Origin of the sequence: Halobacteriovorax sp. GB3 (genome assembly GCF_028649655.1) — a bacterium.
Classification (GTDB): domain Bacteria; phylum Bdellovibrionota; class Bacteriovoracia; order Bacteriovoracales; family Bacteriovoracaceae; genus BSW11-IV.
Window position 1 is genome coordinate 231,026 of record NZ_JAQSLN010000002.1, and the last position, 17,032, is coordinate 248,057.

Here is a 17,032-nt window from a genome sequence, read left to right on the forward strand (position 1 = left end):
TAACGACGAAATGCAACATACATTGAAGATTCTTACCTTAGGCTGATTTCCTATTTAGTGGCAACGGGGATAGAATGATCAAAAGTTATTTATTTTAGAAAGATTTCGGTGTCTTATGTTAGAAAAGAAAATAAATTACAATGAACATTACCCTTATTTTAAGGCCACTCTCATTATCGAGGTCTCCCTTTATTTTGTTTGGGGTTTCTTTGTTAACTTCTTTTTTCCACAATACACAGACCCTATGTGGGTTCGAGGGGCATTTCTCGTATTCTTTGTTTCAATTGCTCTTTTAAGTTCAAAGCATGTGTGGTTAGAGAAGAGAAAGCACAATGTCATGTTTTTATTTCTTTATGCGGCAGCTCTTCATTTGACCATTCTTTCGCATGTTAATCAGGATACGATTCTCTTTGATACTGCTCTCATTCTTGGAGTCGTGTTTGCCAGTAATATGACCTATGATGTGAAAGGGGTCTTACTTTGGAGTCTTTTCGCTTCAATTATTCCTACTTATGGAATGATGACTAATTTTTCAACCAATCGTCTGATTTTTGCGGCCTATATGATCACTGCAATTATTGTTTCAGTGATTATTTGTATCAATCGAAGATCACTTCTTTACACCCTTATAGAGAAAAATAGAGAGCTCAAAGAACAAAAGGCCATGGCCGTTCAAGTCTCGAAATTGTCGGCGATTGGAGAGATAGCCTCTGGTGTTGCTCATGAGCTTAATAACCCACTAACCATTATTAATGGTAATGCTGATCGATTGAAAAAATATAATGAAAGAAGTCTTAACAATGATAAAGAAGTTGATAAGTCTCTTGATAAAATTAAGGATGCTGTAAAGAGATCGGTGTCGATTATTAAAAGTTTAAGAAGCTTTTCAAGAGACACAATTAATGATGAAGCTGAAATTCTGCCAGTTAAAGAAATTGTCCAAGAGGCAATTCAATTGGCCGAAAGTCGAATTTCTTCAGAGGGAATTCCTCTCGATATTATTCACGATAATAATTTTGATAAAGTAAAAGTTAACAAAGTAGAGATTACTCAAATTTTACTTAATCTTATTAATAACTCGTATGATGCAATTTCTGATTTAGAAGAAAAATGGATTCGAATTGAAGTAACGAATCGCCAAGGAGTTTCAAAGGTGAGTGTCATTGATAGTGGAGATGGCATTGAGGCAGAAGTTGTTGAGAAAATGATGGGACCATTTTTTACAACAAAACCTCCTGGCGTCGGAACAGGGCTGGGTTTAAGTGTCTCTCGAAATATCGCTGAGAAGTTTGAAGGGAGTCTTTCTTATGATGTGAATAGCCCAAAAACAAAATTTGATCTAACACTTCCAATTGCATAAAAAAGGCCCTCAAATGAGGGCCTGGTTATTATCCAAGAACTTTTTTAAATTCTTCTTTAATGAAATTAACATCTTCATCTGTAATGAAAGGATGCATCGGTAGACAAATTGTTTTCCCTGCAAAGTTTCTTGCTACTTCGTACTCACCTGGGCATTTGTCGATAGGCTTTTGATCAACAAGAGCTGACTCATAAAATGGAGTACAACCAATACCTACTTCTTTAAAGTGTGCTTGAACTTTTTCTCTTAAAGCAACGCTTTCAAGTTGTAGAGGATAGAGGTGCCATGAAGAAGATTGAATATACTCTTCAGGAAGAAGTTGAACTGAGAGATCTTTGAGAGCCTCATGGTATTTCTTCGCAACTTCTTTTCTTTGAAGATTATAGTTTTCAATTTTTGGAAGTTTTGCAACTAAGACAGCTGCTTGCATATGGTCACAACGAGAGTTTCTTCCATATGCATTATCATCCCCACGTCCATGGTTTCTGATAACAACAATCTTCTTAGCGAGCTCATCGTCGTTTGTTAGAATTGCTCCAGCATCTCCAAATGCACCTAAGTTTTTAGTAGGGTAGAAAGAAAAAGTGACAAGATTATTTGATGAACCAACTGGCTTACCATTCTTATAGAAAGTCCCTTGCGCTTGGGCAGAGTCTTCAATAATTTTGACATCGTATTTAGCGCAAACTTCTTCAAGCTCAGCAATAGGAGCGTTTAGTCCATAGATATGAACGGGAATGATTGCTTTAAGGTCGTGTTCTTTGATCATTCTTTCTGTCGACTCTGGACAGATCAGACCTGTTTTAGGATCGACATCAATGTGAACAACTTCAGCATTAACATTGAGTACGGCTTCAGCTGAAGCGTGAAAAGTAATGCCTGGAACACCAACCTTATCACCTGGTTTAATACCATAAGCGAGAAGTGAAATTTCAAGAGCATCAGTTCCATTCGCAAGAAGAAGACAGTGCTTTGCTCCTTGCATCTTCGCAAACTTCTCTTCAAATTCTGCGTTATATTTTCCTTCAACGAAGGCGTTGTTATCAATGATCTCTCCAATCATTTCTTTAACTTGATTTCTTAGTTCTTCATCATGAAGGTCATGAAAATTGTAAAAAGGTACCGTCATAAAAAATCCTTAGATAAAATAAGTCTTATATAGATAGACGGGCTTATCTTATCACTTGGATTTTTGATTCGCTAGCTGGAAACAACGGCGATAGGAGAAAATTTACTAGGCTATAAATTATTTAGAAGAAGTAGGTCTTGAATAGACCTACTTCTTTTTATTATTTACGTAATCGGAAAGAATAGCTGCGGCTTTCTGCGCCATCTTAGGATCTCGAAGTTTCTTTTGAATAGAATCTTTGAGCTGTTGAATTTCAGCCTTGGCCCTTTGATTCTCTCTGAGAATCTCAGCGCTATCTTGACCTTTGACTTCAACTTTTTTGTCGACGCTTTTGAGGTGTCTAGCGACAGGTCTATGCGGTTTTTTAGTAGAGAATAGGTCTTTTAGTTTTTTAACACCCATGGTGCCTCACTTCGTAATATTTATTATGCCGCGGCTTCTGGAGATCTCTTATAAAAGTTCGAAACTCTTTTAATGTGATCTTCAATGACATTGTATACTTCTAGCTTTGTCGTTCTAGGGTCCATCCCTTCTGGTAGTGTTGAGTAAACCATTTCACCTTCAACTTCTGCAAAGATGTACCAGCTGTTTCCAAGTTTTTGAAAAAGAACTTCTGTGTTGTGGATTGTTTCAGTGTGCATTACATCCCTCCTGGATTGTATCATTGGATTGAAAGACCAAACTCCTTTTGACCTTTTTATCTTGTTACCAAACTTATCGGGAGAGAATGTTTAAACTTTAGACATTTTTGAATATATAAGTTGTTGAAAAAATAGACATAAGTGAGAAAAAAGAAAGAAGACTAAAACGGTCTGTTAATAGCTTCCAGTAATTCCAAAAAATATTGTCGCTGTAACAGTTAGTGACTGTGAGATCGTATCCTGTTGTTCGTTCCATAGTTCAGATATTTCAATAGGAGTCACACTTGAAAGAGTGTAGGGTAAATTTGCATTGGCCCTTATTCCACCTGAAAATCTCAAACGATCAGATTTAAAAACACCTTTGCGTTGAATGAGAAGTTCTATATTAGAACTAATGTTATAACCACTGAAGAGTCTCTCTTCTGCTGCTTCAACTGTTTCTTGAGAGACAAGTCTTCTAATCCAATTATACTGAAAACCACCTTGTAATCTCAAGTCATAGGTCTCATTGCGATAGAAGGAATAAGAGACCATTGGACCTACTCCTATGTTTGCTTGAGACTCACTACTATATTGATTGCCGGGAAGGATGAACTCTGATTTCTGATTTAAAAAAGACGTTTGTATTCCGTAATAAAAGCGATTCGTTTTGTCGTAATTTGCTCTTTTAAGAAAATTAAAACTAGCCCCAATAGCAGAACTAAAAGATTCTTTTTCAACGAGCTTTGGGTATTGATAATTTGTCTTCTCCGTTGTCCCATAGTGTAGTGCAAATGAAGAGAGCAAGGTCTTATTAGATGAGATTGGATAGCCTTCAAGAAGAGGCTCGGAGAGTCTGTAGTCTGTAGGATCTTTTTTCATGGAAAGAAGGGGCTGCTCAAGTTCTTTGACTGTATGGAAAAAAATCTTAACGAATCTTTTTTCAATATAAGCGTCTTGCCCATCTCTAGTGAGAGTTTTATAAAACTTTGTTTCTTCATCTCGAATTGAAGAGGGGTTTACATAAATAATCTTTCCTCTTCTTTTTACTTGAAGAACAGGCGAATTTGTCGATGGGCTTTTAAGTAAAGGGGCTTCGAGTACCATCACCATTCCATTTCTTTGAGCAAAGCTGGCAATTGAAATAAAGCTAATAAGAGTTAAAAGAATTCTCTTCATAGTTCTACCTCAAATTTATACCCAATAGAAAAGCCAAGTGATGATGAACTTTTCTTTTCAGAAGAAAAGTTTAAATCTCTCTGTGAATAATTTTTAAGACTCGATAAGTAATTTTTTCGCGAAATCCCGATTAAGAAATTTCCAAGTGCCGTCTTGTAATCGAGGTGGATTCCTAGACTCCAGTAATTAGTGCTAAATGAGTAAGGAGCTTCTTCTCCCTCAATATTTAATTGATCATAGATACTTTTACCGGCATCAATAAATGGGCGAAAAGTAACTGAATCATTTAGTTGATAACTGTAGCGAATCGTTGCGCCAAGAAAAATACTTGTCCATCTCGAAAGAGATTCTTGAAATTTTACTTCCTGAGCATTTGCAAAAAGTCCAACATCAAGAGGAATTCCTGTTTGAAAATAGACTTTGTAGCGAAAGCCAAGTGCTGTTAAATTGTCTGATTCTAGTCCTGTGGTATTTTTATATAGATAACTTACTTCTCTTGTTTCCTGTTCAAAGAGAATCGTTTGATCAATCGTATAGTAGTAATCGAGAGATGCCTCATCTTCTTTTAACAGGTAGTTCTTCTTTGGATTATGAGGTAAAGAAAGATTTGTAATTTCCTCGATCGAAGAGAGATTAGAACTTTTTGTTACAAAAATAACGTCATCATTTTTATTAAAAATATAAGAATACTGACTTCCAATATGTGTTAACTCCGCTTTTACATAAATGGCATTAGGTACTTTATAGCTTTTTTCTTTGAGCAAATTATAAACAGTCGCATGTTTTATGAGAACTGCCTGAAAAGGTTTTAAAAGATCGTTACCTTTCTCGTACTTAAATCTTTTCCTATTGTTACGTTTAATATGAGAGCTAATTTGATTAAACTTTTTAAGCTCATCAATCTCTTCTTTTCCTCGCTTATTAAGTTTTGCTGGTGGAAAGGCTTCATCTTCTTTATTTGCATTCTCAATACCAAGATAGAGATCCCCATCAGGAAAGACGACTTGCGCCTGAGCGGGAATAGATAAAAGAAAGAGAAGGGCCAGTTTTTTCAAATAAGCTCCTTTGCCTTTGAAAATGCTTCAAAGTTGCTAGGGTAGCCAAAATGATTTTTTGTGACATCTGAAATGGGTAGCCACTTATAGGCTTGATGTTCTTTTTCGCAAAGAGTGATATTCTGTGGGACTTGGTCGAGAAGTTGGAAATAGACTTTTTCTAGCACATCTTTTCCCCAGCGATCGTGAAAATTAAATTCAAGATCGAGCTCTCTAAGTTCACTTACTATGCCAGTTTCTTCTTGTAATTCTCTTTGTGCGGCGCGCTCAAAGGTCTCTCCTTCGTCTACGCCCCCTGTTATATTTTGCCAGTGTTCGTTTCTATCTGGCCTAGTTTGCAAAAGAAGAAGGACGATCTCCGTTTCTTTTTTAGCAAAAATAATAACTTGTACTTTTTTCTTGTTCATTTTCCTATTATATCAAGGAATTTCGATCTTTACTTTGCAGGCACCTTTTTATTGTGCAATGCGTTTTTCTTGGACACATTTAGTCTAAAATGATATGAAAACTCCCTATGGATTTTACTTTAATGTTTCAAAAAATTGCTATTGCCCTCCCTGGATTTCTTCTGGCCGTCGTTTGCCATGAAGTTGCTCACGGAGTGATGGCCCTTAAGCACGGTGATGATACTGCTCGCAATGAAGGTCGCCTAACGCTAAACCCTGCAGCTCACTTCGATACAATGGGATCACTTGTTATTCCACTCGTCATTTTTGCTTCAACTGGGTTTCTTTTTGGATGGGCCAAGCCTGTTCCAGTTAATCCTGTTCGATTTAAAAATTTTAGATCAGGTATGTTTTGGGTAAGCTTTGCTGGCCCACTGACAAATTTTATCTTGGCCCTTATCTCGGCCATTCTTTTTGCTGCGATTATTGTTTTCGTCGATCCACAATTCTACTTATTTGAACCTTTTGTTCAGATGCTTTCATTTTCGGCGATGATTAATATGGCCCTTGGCGTTTTTAACCTCATTCCACTTCCTCCTTTAGATGGATCGAAGATGGTTCAAGCGTTTCTCGATTACAATAGCGCTCGAAAATTTGAGGCCCTCGGTCAGTATTCGTTCTTCATTATTATTGGACTAATGCTCACTGGTGGATTTCACTATATTTTTGCTCCAGGGCAGATTTTGATTAATAAACTGCAATTCTTTTTCATGTATTTGTTCAGTCAGGGATAAGAGGAACTTACAATGTTAGATACGAGTATTCAGGTAAGAACAGAAAATTTTGATGGGCCTCTCTCCCTTCTATTACTTCTTATTCAAAAAGAAGAAATGAATGTTAGAGAATTAGACCTAACAAAGATTACAAAGCAATACCTCGATTACCTCGACCAAATGAGAGAACTTAACTTCGATTTGGCTGGAGATTACCTCTACCTCGCAGCAACTCTTGTTCTTTTAAAATCTAAGAACTGTGTAACAGAAGAAGAGACTCAAAAATTAAAAGATGAGTTAACTGGAACAGATAGTTTAAATATTACTACTCAAGCAGAACTTATTAGAAGACTTGAAGAGCTTCAACACTTTCAAAAGATGGGACAGAAGTTACTCGAGTTACCTCAAAAGGGACGTGAGATCTTTGTAAAACCTAAGATTAATCGAAAAGAGATTGTGAACTCAATTCTTGTTCCAATGGATCTTGAGAAGTTAACAATGTCGATGGTTGACTTTATTTTTCGCCAAAACAGAAAATATACGGTTTTAAGAAGAGACAGACTCTCTATTAAAGAAAAACTACAATTTATGAAGGAAAACCTCAGCGTCGGGCAAAAGACTGACCTTGAGACTCTTCTGGATACAGATGGAAAAGGGAAAAACATTGATAACATTGTTATTACCTTTATCTCCCTTCTTGAACTCGCTCGTTTAAAGAGAATTAAAATTTTTCAAAACGAGAGTTTCAGTAACATCTATGTTGATGTTGTTAAATCATTAGAAGACTTTGATGTGACTCAAGCAGATGGATTTGACGAAGAAGGTGAGGCAGAAGCCAAGGCCCTCGACCAAGAATTAACAGAAACAATTAACAGTACTCTTGATATGGAACTAGAAGTTCCTACAAGTGAAGAAAAACCAACAACTCTTCAATAGTGGACGAACAAATGGACGAAATCAATTCTACAGAAAATGAGAATCTCGAACTAGAAATAGAGCAGGATCAAGAAAATGAAGAAGTAAGCTTTCCTGTTGAAAGTGATCTTGAATTTCCAGATGTTGAAGCTCTAATGGCCAAAGTTGAAGATGACTTCTCTGACTATTCAGGAGAGTCAAATAACGATGAGCAATTTAATCTCGAATTAAATTATCTCGACGATAAAAAGCAAGAAGATAAAATTTGGCAAGCACGTACAGGTTTAAATTACGATACTCTTTGTGGTGCAATTGAAACTGTTATTTTTATGAGTGATAAGCCAGTCGCTCTTGCTAAAATTAAAAACTTAATTGATGAAGATATCCCTCTTAGAGTTATTCACGAGTCACTTACTCGTCTACAAGATGAATATGAAAGTTCTCATCACGGACTAAGACTTGCTGAGGTTGCAGAAGGTTATCAATTTAGAACAAAAGCTACTTACTCTAAATACGTTCAAGACCTTTTCAAGGTTAATGAACTTGTCCTTTCTCCAACAGCTCTAGAAGTCCTTGCTATTATTTCATATAAACAGCCTGTTTCTAAAGTAGAAGTTGAAAAGATTAGAGGAGTTGATAGTTCTCACATTGTAAGAGGACTTATTGATAAGAGACTTGTTAAAGTTTGTGGACGCTCTGATGAAGTTGGAAAGCCTGTTCTTTACGGAACAACGCCGGAGTTCTTAGAGGTTTTCAATCTAGCAAACTTAGATCAACTTCCACCTGAGCATGAACTTGAAGAGATGGCGACTGCTGGTGTTGGTAGCATTTCTGATATCAAGACTATCGTTCATGATGGAGACAAGTCGAGATTTACTTTCGATGAGATTGAAGAGTTAGATGAACTTGCTGACAGTATTAAATCGATTAGTCCTGAAACTGATTTCACAAGATCTTTAAAAGTAGAAGAGAAGAAGAGAAAGACTGAAGCGGGAGCAGAGGTTAAATCTGCCTTCGATCTTCTGGAAGAATTTGTTAATAGTTCACAAGCAGCACGCTTTAATGAACAAGCAGTTGTTTCAGAATTATTCACTGCTGTGATTGATCCAAAAGTTATCTCTGATTTAACTGCTGGCCCTTTTAACGAGCCGGAAGTTTTCGACGATGAAGACTTCCAAATGATCGATCTCGATACAGGTGAGCCAATTCCAATGGATGACATTGAGTTTGATGTTGAAGTGGAACTTGAAATGTCTGACGATGATGAATCTGTTTCGAAAGAAGAAGAGAAAGAAGAAATTCCAGGTGATGATATCACTGACCTTGCGATGCTTGCAGCTCTTGGAGCTGAGCAATCAGATGAACTCGACTCTTATATTGGAGATGAGCCTTCTGAGGTTGCTGAAGTTGAAGAAAAGGCTGAAGTTTCAAAAGAAGATAGCGCAATGGAGCTAGAGGCTGAAAACCTCTTTAAAGAGGACAAAGATGAGATTAAGAGTCTTGCAGCTGCCCTTGATAATGCCTTTGCAAAGTTAACTGGTCATAATCTCGATGATGAATCAGACCTTGAAGACGGTCATCGCGAAGCTGATGAGTTAGGAGCTGATCTTGATGATCTTTCTTCAGATATCGTATCTAAAGGAAATGACTTGGATTTAGACCTTTCATTTCTTAAAAATGGTGAAAAATCTTCCGAAGATTCAATAGATTTCGATTAATCGATTGACCGAAGTGGGGCTATGGATTACTGTAGCCCCGCACAATAAATCAATATTAACTTCTGAACCGCCGTGAGGCCAGATTAGGGGATCCAATGAGTAAAGAAATCAGATTACAAAAATTTATCGCAGACTGTGGAATTACATCTAGACGTAAGGCCGAAGAGCTAATCGTTCAAGGACGTGTTCAATTAAACGGTATGACTGTTGCCCAGCTTGGGACAAAAGTGAATCCAGACATTGATGTCGTTATGGTTGATGGACAGGTTGCCGATTTAAATTCTGTTAAAAAAGTTTATGTTGTTATGAATAAGCCAAGAGGTTATGTGACAACAGTTTCAGATCCGGAAGGACGTAGGACGGTTGTCGATCTCGTTCGAGAGGTAAGTGAGAGAATTTATCCTGTTGGTCGTCTAGACTACCTTTCCGAAGGTCTACTTATCATGACTAACGATGGTGAAATGGCCAATATGATCATGCACCCACGCTATGACATTACTAAAGTTTATGAAGTAAAAGTTTTTGGTGCCGTTGGTGAAGCTCTTCTAAAAAAGCTTAGATCAGGTGCTCAATTAGAAGATGGTTTTGTAAAACCAAAAGCAGTTCGAATCATCAAGCAACTTCCTACTAAGACTTGGTTAGAGTTCCGTCTTGGAGAAGGGAAAAACCGTGAAATTCGTAAGATTTGTGAATTTTGTGGTCTAACAGTTGATAAGCTAAAAAGGGTTGCTATTGGAGGCCTTGTTGTAGAAGGTATCACTCCAGGTGGTGTTCGTTATATTACGAAGACTCAACTTTTAAAGGCGGTAGGTTTAAATCCTGATGGATCTAAATCAAAAGACGCTGTTGAATATGTTTCTTCTAAGAAGTCTGTAAACCTGAAGAAGAAAGGTGCACAAGATTGTACAAGCGCCGATGATAAGGCCTTCACAAAATTTAGAAAAGATACTTACTTCGAATCGATTAAAAAGATTGAAGAGAGTAAAAAACTTGCACATAAGAAAGAAGTTGAAGAGTTCTATGCTGCTAAAGAAGAAGCTCACAAGAAGAGAGTTCAAAAGAAGCGGTTTAGACAAAAGAAAAAAGAAGAAAGTTCAAAAGGTGTTCACGCACAATTTGTTAAGTAATAAGGGCCCACAATGTGGGCCTTTTTTTTTAGTTTAATTGGCAGCCAAACTTCTTACTTGTGAATGTTGCTACAGACTCAGAAAAAAGAAAACTCGCTTTAATCGTCTTTTTTTGAAGTTTTTCTTCAATAGAGTAGCTAGTAACAGGTAGGATATAAGAAGCATAAGATTGGCAAAAACTCTTTTCTTTTTTCTCGACGTAAACACATGAGCAAAACTCTTTAGCAAAACTAGAGCTAATTCCTTTTCTCATTCCACATGAAGCTGAGAGAAATAAAATAGACGTTAACAGAAGGACTCTTTTCATTATTTCCCCACGTACTTATCTTTAAACAGAATCTTGAAAATTTTGTTTCTATCAAACTTATCTTCTCGATCATCTGCTGTTCTTACAATGATCATATTTTCTGAAGGAACAACCATCATTGCTTGTCCATGGTGGCCAAGTGCCATAAAGATATCTTCTGGCGCATTTTTATGTTTCTTACCTGCATTTGGAAGTTTGGTGTTTAACCACCAGTGGGCACCGTATGAGTCCCATTTCTTCTTTCCTTTCAATTCTGTTGTTAAAACGGCAGGAGCAAGGTTTTTAGAGAAGTTAACCCAATCTTTTGAAACGATTTCTTCGTCTTTCCATTTACCATTTTGCAGATAAAGAAAACCAATTCTAGCGAGGTCTCGAGGGGAGAGATATAGGTAAGAGGAGCCAATGAAATTTCCTGAGTGATCTCGCTCCCAAGTTGCTGAGCTAATTTGAAGCTTGTTAAATAAATGCTTCCAGGGAAAGTCTTCATAGTCTTTTCTAGAAACTTTCTTTTGTAAGATGCTCATTAATAAATTTGTTTCACCACTAGAATAATTAAAGTGAGTACCTGGTTTGTATTTTTGCTCTTTCGTAGCAACGAATGACGCCATATTTTTATAATTTGAAATATAAAGCATTTTCAAAACGTCACTATCAAGTGGGTTTGTCTCGTATGTTTCTTTCCAGTCTAGACCCGAACTCATCTGTAGGAGGTGTGTGATTGTTAAATCTTTTCCAAGCGATTGATAGAATTTATTAATCTGGTCATCCTTATTTATAAGTCCTTGCTTTTGAGCAATACCAATTAATATAGAGGAAACGGTCTTTGACACTGACCACATCTTTTGAGCCTGTAGAGAACTAAAGCCTTGATTGTCTTTTTCAAAAATTATCTTTCCATCTTTTACGATGAGAAAGCTCTTAGTGAAATAGGGTTTGTCTTTATCAAATAGTAAATGAGTAAGGGCGTCCTTTTTTTCAGGCGAAAGAGTATCAGTTAATGTCCACTTAGATGCAGGGAATTTCGCTGCATAGGAATTGCTGAGAAAGAGAAAAGTTATAGCGATCAAAAGTTTCATAAATCCCCTTTTCATCTATTATAACGAATCTTTTTTATAAGACGAATGGCGGAAGGAAATATTTGATCTTTATGATCTTCTATATAAGTTGAAATGAATAGCTAAGAAAGCATTGGGGAGAATTAGGTTTAATGCCGAAGGCAGAACCTTCGGCCAATGAACTTAGTTGTCGTAGTGAACAATTTTTGAATTCGACATGTGTTCCATAAGTGTATCCATAGAATACTCGAGTGCTTGTTCAGCATATGGAATATCGTTTTTCCCTTTTAACTCAGTAGAGAAGTTGGACTGCTTAATGAGAGATGCACACATTCTCATAAACTCTGCAGATCCTTCGAAGAACTCTTCTTCTTCATCCGTCGTAACGACGTGGGCAAGCATTGCATTGATTGATTTAATCAATCTTACTTGTTGATTTGTGAGCTCACTAGCATCGAGCTCGATAAGTACTTTTTTATTTTTCATACCAAAGGCCATAACTACCTCACAGTTGATTTGGGCTCCTATCCCTATTCCTATCGCCATATTTCCGCGCAATATTAGTGATTTGTGCTGGAGCGAATTACTTTTTTTACCCGACTAAGAAAGTTCTTTACAAAAGCTTAAGTAAGGACTATTATCCCTCTACAGATCGAAACAAACCAAGTTTCAATAATTTAACGCGGGATGGAGCAGTTTGGTAGCTCGTCGGGCTCATAACCCGAAGGTCGTTGGTTCGAATCCAGCTCCCGCAACCAAAATCACAATTCAATTTTATATATAAGCCTCACTAACGTGAGGCTTTTTTTTTTGGAAGCAGCAAATGCCACGACGGCATTTGATGCTGAACAACTTCAAGGCGACCACGAAGGGAGCCGCAGAATCCAGTCGAACTTGCTTAAAACCAAAAGAAAAATAAATTATCTCGAACCCTGAAAGCCACGACGGCATTTGATGCATCGACGCAACAAAAGTATCCAGGACACTTTTTCTTTTTACTTTTTAGAGGTCGATGAACGACTTTTCATTCGCCATCTTCAGCGCGCGCTCGCCCTGTTCGTAACCGGCACGAACAAGCTCATCAAAGTGAATCGCACTCGTTCTAGAAAATTGAACGAGAGACAAATTGATCGCAAGATCGGCTTCTTTTTCTATTTGTTCTCGAGTACTTAGATCGATGGCAATATCCAGCGAGTTTGTGGCCATGTCGATGATGCTATCAGGTTTTTGATAGCTGTAGCTTCCGTTTAAATTGACGGCAATTTTAAAGCCAGCGCCTAGTTTATTAAGAGCTGATAGAGGAACGTTTTCAGTGAGACCACCATCTACGAGAATGCGATCGTTAATTGGCTTAGGTATATAGATTCCCGGAACACAACTTGAAGCGAGAAGGGCATCCTTCAAGTCACCTTTGTAGAGTGTGACGCCTTCTCCAGTGGAGATATCAGTGGTGTGAATTGCCAGTGGAATTCTTGCATCTTCGATTTTCGCTCCCTCTGGCAGATAGCGATCGACCAATTTTGAAAGAGGTTTATTTTTGAAAATACCAAGTGAATTGATATGAAGAGAGCTTATATCTACTGGCTTATATGTTTTAAGGTCCTTTGCCATATCATCGAGACTTATTCCAAAAGCGTAAAAGGCCGCAACAATAGCTCCTGCACTTGTCCCTGAAATGCTTTCTATTCCAATTTTCTTATCGTTTAATAGATTGAGAACACCCAGGTGAGCTGCCCCACGAGCTCCTCCACCACCTAGTGCTAAACCAATTTTTCTTTTGAAGACGCGATCGATAAAAGATGCCATATATACCCCTAAAAACTGACCATATTTTGCCTCTAGCCGGTGACAAAGTCTAGGGGGCCTTGTTATTCTGCAAGGAGCCAATTTCGGATGGAAGGAAGAAAATGACAAAGAAGATTAGTTTAACTGGAATTAAACCAACGGGGATACCACATTTTGGTAACTACATTGGTGCAATTAGGCCGGCGCTTAAAATGTTGGAAAACTCTTCGACTGAAGGGATTTATTTTATCGCTGATTACCACTCGTTAACAACAATGCACGATGGGAAAACTCTTAGAGAGAATTCTTATGAAGTTGCTGCTTCTTGGCTTGCTTGTGGTTTAGATCCTGAAAAGACGACGATCTACCTTCAAAGTCAGGTTCCTGAAGTTATGGAATTTAACTGGATTATGGCCTGCTTTACTTCAAAAGGTTTAATGAATAGAGCGCATGCTTACAAAGCTCTCGTTCAAAGAAATGAAGAAGCTGGTCGCGATCAAGACCAGGGAATCAATATGGGGATTTATACTTACCCAATTCTCATGGCCTGTGACATTCTTATTCATAAGTCTGATTATGTACCGGTTGGTGAAGATCAGCTTCAGCATATTGAGATGGCCCGTGATATGGCCAATGTTTTCAACCACACTTACAAAAAAGAAGCTTTCAAACTTCCTGAAGGAATTGCTCAAAAAGGAGTTCTTCTTCCAGGGCTTGATGGTAGAAAAATGAGTAAGAGTTATAACAATCACATTCCTCTTTTTCTTCCTGAGAAGAAATTGAGAAAGATGGTTATGAAAATTCAAACAGATTCTCAACCACCAGAGACGCCAAAGAACCCTGATGATTCACTCATCTTTGATCTCTACAAATACTTTACGACTGAACAGCAGCAGCAAGAGTTAGCTGATTGGTATCGTCGTGGAATCGGTTGGGGAGAAGCTAAGCAACAACTCTTTGAAGCGATGAATGCTGAGATTGCACCAGCAAGAGAGCGCTACAATGAATTGATGGCCGATAAAGCACAGATTGATAAGGCCCTTCAAATGGGGGCTGAAAAAGTTCGTCCTCAGATTCAAGAATATCTTCGTGAGATAAAAGAGTTAATCGGAGTTGGTTAGTGGGGAAAATAAAGCTTCGCGAATATAAAGAAGCTCCTACCTTTCGTAAAATAGCAATGGGGACTTGGGCAAATGCCAAGGACCCCAGCGTATATGGCCTACTAGAAATCGATATGAAAAAAACTTTGGAGCTTCTTCCAGAGTATGAAAAAAAGCACCAAATTAAAGTTTCTCCAAGCCACCTTGTTGGAAAGGCCTTGAGTCTTTGCATGAAAAATAGACCGGAGATCAATGGACTTATTCGCGGATCAAAACTCTATTTAAGAGATCATGTTAGTCTTTTTTATCAAGTCAGCATCCCTGGAAAAAAAGGTCATGAAATTGATCAAGCTAATCTTTCGGGAGCGACTATTGAAAAAGCTGAACAAAAAGAAGTCTTTCAAATAGCTAGGGAATTAAGTGAAAAAGCATCTCTAGTCAGAGAGGGAAAAGATAAAGAGTATTCAAAAAATTTGAATGCCTTTAAATACATTCCTTGGTGGTTTTCAAAGTACTATCTCAATATTGCCTCTTGGCTTGTCTATGGCCTTAATCTCGATCTTTCTTTTTTAGGAATTCCAAAAGATCCTTTCGGATCAGCAATGATTACAAACGTAGGAAGTATGGGAATCGATATTGGCTTTGCTCCACTTTGTCCTTATACAAGAGTTCCTTTGATTCTCCTTCTTGGAAGCATTCAAGAAAAAGCAGTCGTTGTCGATGGACAAGTTGTCGCTAGAGAAGTTTTGCCAATTGGAGTGACTTTCGATCATCGCTTTATCGATGGTGTCCACGCTTCCCAGATGGCAAAAGAACTTAAAAAATGCTTTGAAGAACCTGAAAAATTCTTACTCAAATAAATAATCAACTACTTAGACCTATGTAATCTTTCCAATACGATGAGCTAAATTAAAAATCACGCTATAGTTCTCAGACTCAGTGGAGGAATCATGAAAAAAGCTTTCATTACTTTAATGTTATCTTTATTGGTCTTTAGCTCAATGGCCGAAGAAAATTCCATCGAAAAAAAGATGATCACAAATCGTGATCTCAAGGAGTCGAATTTATGTTCACTCTATGCCCTTTATAAAAGAGGCAGCGAATTCAGTGAAGATATTCCAAAATTAGATTGTAATAACGGTTCTTATATTCTTCCTATGAATGGGACAATTATGGGTGGTAGTAGACAAGAGGTTCTAGAGGAAGTGAAAGTCATCCTCAATTCAGCTGGTCTAAACTACAAAGGAAAGCTGCCCATAACTCCAAATCAAGAAGATGAGAGAAATGGACTAGAAGTTGTTCAACATCTTTTTATTCGTTAATGCCACTTTTTTAAAAAGAAGTATGAACGTATTTTAACAATGCAATTTCTTAAGTTAAAATTTTTGTTCGATATATTAAAGTTTGTATAAAGCTCCAAGTGCAAACTTATCTTTAATCCATTAGTAATTAAAATTCTTCATTTTGACTTAACGTAGTCCTCTTCTAATTAGTCTTAATTACGATCTTCTAAAATTTAATTTTTAAAGATTTCTTCTTTATAATTGTCTATATCAAATAAGGAGTCAGTCTTTGAGTTGGAAAAATCTTATCTTTCTATTCATCGTTTTTTCATTCGCTTCATGCGGTGAAATTATTGAAACAGATTTGAACTTCAAAGATTCAAGTTATGTCTCTTCTTTTACAACTTCCGATCCACAATTTGATAAATACAAGAGGGCCTTTGAAGAAGATTATTATGTTGAAACGGGTCAGGTTATTTCAACAGAGGCAATTCATATTAATTTAAAAGATAAAGTCGACGACAAAAACTCTTATGTTGGAATCTGCATAATCTGGCCAGGAGGACGAGATATCATCATAAAAGAAGCCTATTGGAAGACACTAAGTGAATTTTCAAGAAAGGCCATTGTTTATCATGAGCTAGGTCACTGTGCTCTTGGAAGAACCCATGATAATAGTTTAGATGAGGATGGAAGAGCGACATCTATTATGAATCAATACCTTATAGCCGGCTCTCAGTTTTATTCTTATTACGAGCAATATATTCGCGAATTATTCACCGAATTCTAACCTCTTCTTCCTAGTAACTTTATCGCATAAATGGTAACTCTAGTGTCTATGAGCGAAATATTTACGAGTAGTTATCTTAAAAAACGTGGGCATTGTTGTAAATCAAATTGTCTTCATTGTCCTTATGGAACAACGGCAACGAATCTTGGTTTCCAGGTTCTTTCAATCGATGATTCAAATATTGAAACAGCTAGAAATTTACTTCAAAAAAATCAGGCATCTTCTGAGGATATTTCTTCAAGCCTACTTGCAGGTGCATTTGGTGCGAAGAAGGAAATTAAAATTACCGATCAGAATCGAGATAAATTTAAACTCCTCTATTTGAAAGATCACCTATGTGGTCTTATTGAAATGGGACTCTTTCAGGTTAAAAAAGTTTACCCACAAGAGGGCTTTGAGGATCAAGGCTTTGATGAAGAATTTGTTCAAAGCTTTCTTCAAGAGTAAATA

The 17,032-nt window shown here is 37.2% G+C and carries 20 protein-coding genes and 1 tRNA gene; 11 read left to right on the top strand and 10 right to left on the bottom strand.

Annotation, left to right across the window (positions count from 1 at the left end; genetic code table 11):
• Positions 1–115: 115 nt before the first annotated feature.
• Entirely contained in the window at positions 116–1,360 is a 1,245-nt protein-coding gene (locus HBN50_RS05670) for a sensor histidine kinase (protein ID WP_273868566.1), read from the top strand.
• 28 nt (positions 1,361–1,388) lie between these two features.
• Here the strand turns inward: HBN50_RS05670 and HBN50_RS05675 are convergent, their stop codons facing one another.
• The 6 genes from HBN50_RS05675 to HBN50_RS05700 form a co-directional block, all read right to left on the bottom strand.
• Positions 1,389–2,489: a DegT/DnrJ/EryC1/StrS family aminotransferase gene (locus tag HBN50_RS05675; protein ID WP_273868567.1), complete on the bottom strand. Its 1,101-nt coding sequence runs from the start codon at positions 2,487–2,489 to the stop codon at positions 1,389–1,391.
• Between the two features lie 147 nt (positions 2,490–2,636).
• A complete protein-coding gene (locus tag HBN50_RS05680) occupies positions 2,637–2,891 on the bottom strand; it encodes a hypothetical protein (RefSeq protein ID WP_273868569.1) in 255 nt (84 codons plus the stop codon).
• A 23-nt stretch (positions 2,892–2,914) separates the two neighbouring features.
• A complete protein-coding gene (locus HBN50_RS05685) occupies positions 2,915–3,130 on the bottom strand; it encodes a hypothetical protein (RefSeq protein WP_273868570.1) in 216 nt (71 codons plus the stop codon).
• Between the two features lie 174 nt (positions 3,131–3,304).
• Complete coding sequence (locus HBN50_RS05690; protein ID WP_273868571.1) at positions 3,305–4,288, bottom strand: hypothetical protein; 984 nt, start codon at positions 4,286–4,288, stop codon at positions 3,305–3,307.
• Complete coding sequence (locus HBN50_RS05695; protein WP_273868573.1) at positions 4,285–5,343, bottom strand: hypothetical protein; 1,059 nt, start codon at positions 5,341–5,343, stop codon at positions 4,285–4,287. Before HBN50_RS05695 ends, HBN50_RS05690 begins: the two co-directional genes overlap by 4 nt.
• The gene (locus tag HBN50_RS05700) at positions 5,340–5,750 is read right to left on the bottom strand and encodes an NUDIX domain-containing protein (RefSeq protein WP_273868574.1); all 411 of its coding nucleotides are present in this window, start codon (positions 5,748–5,750) and stop codon (positions 5,340–5,342) included. The genes HBN50_RS05695 and HBN50_RS05700 overlap by 4 nt, the downstream gene beginning before the upstream one ends.
• Positions 5,751–5,857: 107 nt before the next feature.
• On the opposite strand from HBN50_RS05700, the gene HBN50_RS05705 reads away from it, so the two are divergent.
• The 4 genes from HBN50_RS05705 to HBN50_RS05720 all read left to right on the top strand — a co-directional run bounded on the left by HBN50_RS05705 (position 5,858) and on the right by HBN50_RS05720 (position 10,262).
• A complete protein-coding gene (locus HBN50_RS05705) occupies positions 5,858–6,523 on the top strand; it encodes a site-2 protease family protein (RefSeq protein WP_273868575.1) in 666 nt (221 codons plus the stop codon).
• Between the two features lie 12 nt (positions 6,524–6,535).
• Entirely contained in the window at positions 6,536–7,438 is a 903-nt protein-coding gene (locus tag HBN50_RS05710; protein WP_273868577.1) for a segregation and condensation protein A, read from the top strand.
• Between the two features lie 11 nt (positions 7,439–7,449).
• Positions 7,450–9,135, top strand: a complete 1,686-nt coding sequence (gene scpB, locus HBN50_RS05715) for an SMC-Scp complex subunit ScpB (protein ID WP_273868578.1) — start codon at positions 7,450–7,452, stop codon at positions 9,133–9,135.
• Between the two features lie 95 nt (positions 9,136–9,230).
• Entirely contained in the window at positions 9,231–10,262 is a 1,032-nt protein-coding gene (locus HBN50_RS05720) for a pseudouridine synthase (RefSeq protein WP_273868579.1), read from the top strand.
• A gap of 28 nt (positions 10,263–10,290) precedes the next feature.
• On the opposite strand, the gene HBN50_RS05725 is transcribed toward HBN50_RS05720, so the two are convergent.
• The 3 genes from HBN50_RS05725 to HBN50_RS05735 form a co-directional block, all read right to left on the bottom strand.
• Entirely contained in the window at positions 10,291–10,569 is a 279-nt protein-coding gene (locus tag HBN50_RS05725) for a hypothetical protein (protein WP_273868580.1), read from the bottom strand.
• Positions 10,569–11,645: a serine hydrolase domain-containing protein gene (locus tag HBN50_RS05730; RefSeq protein ID WP_273868581.1), complete on the bottom strand. Its 1,077-nt coding sequence runs from the start codon at positions 11,643–11,645 to the stop codon at positions 10,569–10,571. The genes HBN50_RS05725 and HBN50_RS05730 overlap by 1 nt, the downstream gene beginning before the upstream one ends.
• A gap of 162 nt (positions 11,646–11,807) precedes the next feature.
• Positions 11,808–12,122: a hypothetical protein gene (locus tag HBN50_RS05735; RefSeq protein WP_273868583.1), complete on the bottom strand. Its 315-nt coding sequence runs from the start codon at positions 12,120–12,122 to the stop codon at positions 11,808–11,810.
• A gap of 183 nt (positions 12,123–12,305) precedes the next feature.
• Between HBN50_RS05735 and HBN50_RS05740 the strand changes: the two genes are divergently transcribed.
• Positions 12,306–12,382, top strand: a tRNA-Met gene (locus HBN50_RS05740).
• A gap of 244 nt (positions 12,383–12,626) precedes the next feature.
• Here HBN50_RS05740 and HBN50_RS05745 read toward each other — a convergent pair.
• Positions 12,627–13,430 carry a patatin-like phospholipase family protein gene (locus HBN50_RS05745; RefSeq protein ID WP_273868584.1) on the bottom strand — a complete coding sequence of 268 codons (804 nt, stop codon included), beginning with the start codon at positions 13,428–13,430 and terminating at the stop codon, positions 12,627–12,629.
• Between the two features lie 101 nt (positions 13,431–13,531).
• Here HBN50_RS05745 and HBN50_RS05750 point away from each other — a divergent pair, with 101 nt between their 5' ends.
• The 5 genes from HBN50_RS05750 to HBN50_RS05770 all read left to right on the top strand — a co-directional run bounded on the left by HBN50_RS05750 (position 13,532) and on the right by HBN50_RS05770 (position 17,029).
• A complete protein-coding gene (locus HBN50_RS05750) occupies positions 13,532–14,530 on the top strand; it encodes a tryptophan--tRNA ligase (protein WP_273868585.1) in 999 nt (332 codons plus the stop codon).
• A gap of 56 nt (positions 14,531–14,586) precedes the next feature.
• The gene (locus HBN50_RS05755; protein ID WP_273868680.1) at positions 14,587–15,369 is read left to right on the top strand and encodes a 2-oxo acid dehydrogenase subunit E2; all 783 of its coding nucleotides are present in this window, start codon (positions 14,587–14,589) and stop codon (positions 15,367–15,369) included.
• A gap of 90 nt (positions 15,370–15,459) precedes the next feature.
• The gene (locus tag HBN50_RS05760) at positions 15,460–15,831 is read left to right on the top strand and encodes a hypothetical protein (RefSeq protein ID WP_273868586.1); all 372 of its coding nucleotides are present in this window, start codon (positions 15,460–15,462) and stop codon (positions 15,829–15,831) included.
• A 250-nt stretch (positions 15,832–16,081) separates the two neighbouring features.
• Positions 16,082–16,582 carry a hypothetical protein gene (locus HBN50_RS05765; protein WP_273868587.1) on the top strand — a complete coding sequence of 167 codons (501 nt, stop codon included), beginning with the start codon at positions 16,082–16,084 and terminating at the stop codon, positions 16,580–16,582.
• Positions 16,583–16,630: 48 nt separating this feature from the next.
• Positions 16,631–17,029: a DUF5522 domain-containing protein gene (locus tag HBN50_RS05770; RefSeq protein ID WP_273868589.1), complete on the top strand. Its 399-nt coding sequence runs from the start codon at positions 16,631–16,633 to the stop codon at positions 17,027–17,029.
• The last annotated feature ends 3 nt before the right edge of the window (positions 17,030–17,032 follow it).

Coding starts and splice junctions, on each gene's coding strand:
- HBN50_RS05670 (WP_273868566.1), top strand. CDS start 116: ATGTTAGAAAAGAAAATAAATTACAATGAACATTACCCTTATTTTAAG.
- HBN50_RS05675 (WP_273868567.1), bottom strand. CDS start 2,489: ATGACGGTACCTTTTTACAATTTTCATGACCTTCATGATGAAGAACTA.
- HBN50_RS05680 (WP_273868569.1), bottom strand. CDS start 2,891: ATGGGTGTTAAAAAACTAAAAGACCTATTCTCTACTAAAAAACCGCAT.
- HBN50_RS05685 (WP_273868570.1), bottom strand. CDS start 3,130: ATGCACACTGAAACAATCCACAACACAGAAGTTCTTTTTCAAAAACTT.
- HBN50_RS05690 (WP_273868571.1), bottom strand. CDS start 4,288: ATGAAGAGAATTCTTTTAACTCTTATTAGCTTTATTTCAATTGCCAGC.
- HBN50_RS05700 (WP_273868574.1), bottom strand. CDS start 5,750: ATGAACAAGAAAAAAGTACAAGTTATTATTTTTGCTAAAAAAGAAACG.
- HBN50_RS05705 (WP_273868575.1), top strand. CDS start 5,858: ATGGATTTTACTTTAATGTTTCAAAAAATTGCTATTGCCCTCCCTGGA.
- HBN50_RS05710 (WP_273868577.1), top strand. CDS start 6,536: ATGTTAGATACGAGTATTCAGGTAAGAACAGAAAATTTTGATGGGCCT.
- scpB (WP_273868578.1), top strand. CDS start 7,450: ATGGACGAAATCAATTCTACAGAAAATGAGAATCTCGAACTAGAAATA.
- HBN50_RS05720 (WP_273868579.1), top strand. CDS start 9,231: ATGAGTAAAGAAATCAGATTACAAAAATTTATCGCAGACTGTGGAATT.
- HBN50_RS05725 (WP_273868580.1), bottom strand. CDS start 10,569: ATGAAAAGAGTCCTTCTGTTAACGTCTATTTTATTTCTCTCAGCTTCA.
- HBN50_RS05730 (WP_273868581.1), bottom strand. CDS start 11,645: ATGAAACTTTTGATCGCTATAACTTTTCTCTTTCTCAGCAATTCCTAT.
- HBN50_RS05735 (WP_273868583.1), bottom strand. CDS start 12,122: ATGGCCTTTGGTATGAAAAATAAAAAAGTACTTATCGAGCTCGATGCT.
- HBN50_RS05745 (WP_273868584.1), bottom strand. CDS start 13,430: ATGGCATCTTTTATCGATCGCGTCTTCAAAAGAAAAATTGGTTTAGCA.
- HBN50_RS05750 (WP_273868585.1), top strand. CDS start 13,532: ATGACAAAGAAGATTAGTTTAACTGGAATTAAACCAACGGGGATACCA.
- HBN50_RS05755 (WP_273868680.1), top strand. CDS start 14,587: ATGGGGACTTGGGCAAATGCCAAGGACCCCAGCGTATATGGCCTACTA.
- HBN50_RS05760 (WP_273868586.1), top strand. CDS start 15,460: ATGAAAAAAGCTTTCATTACTTTAATGTTATCTTTATTGGTCTTTAGC.
- HBN50_RS05770 (WP_273868589.1), top strand. CDS start 16,631: ATGAGCGAAATATTTACGAGTAGTTATCTTAAAAAACGTGGGCATTGT.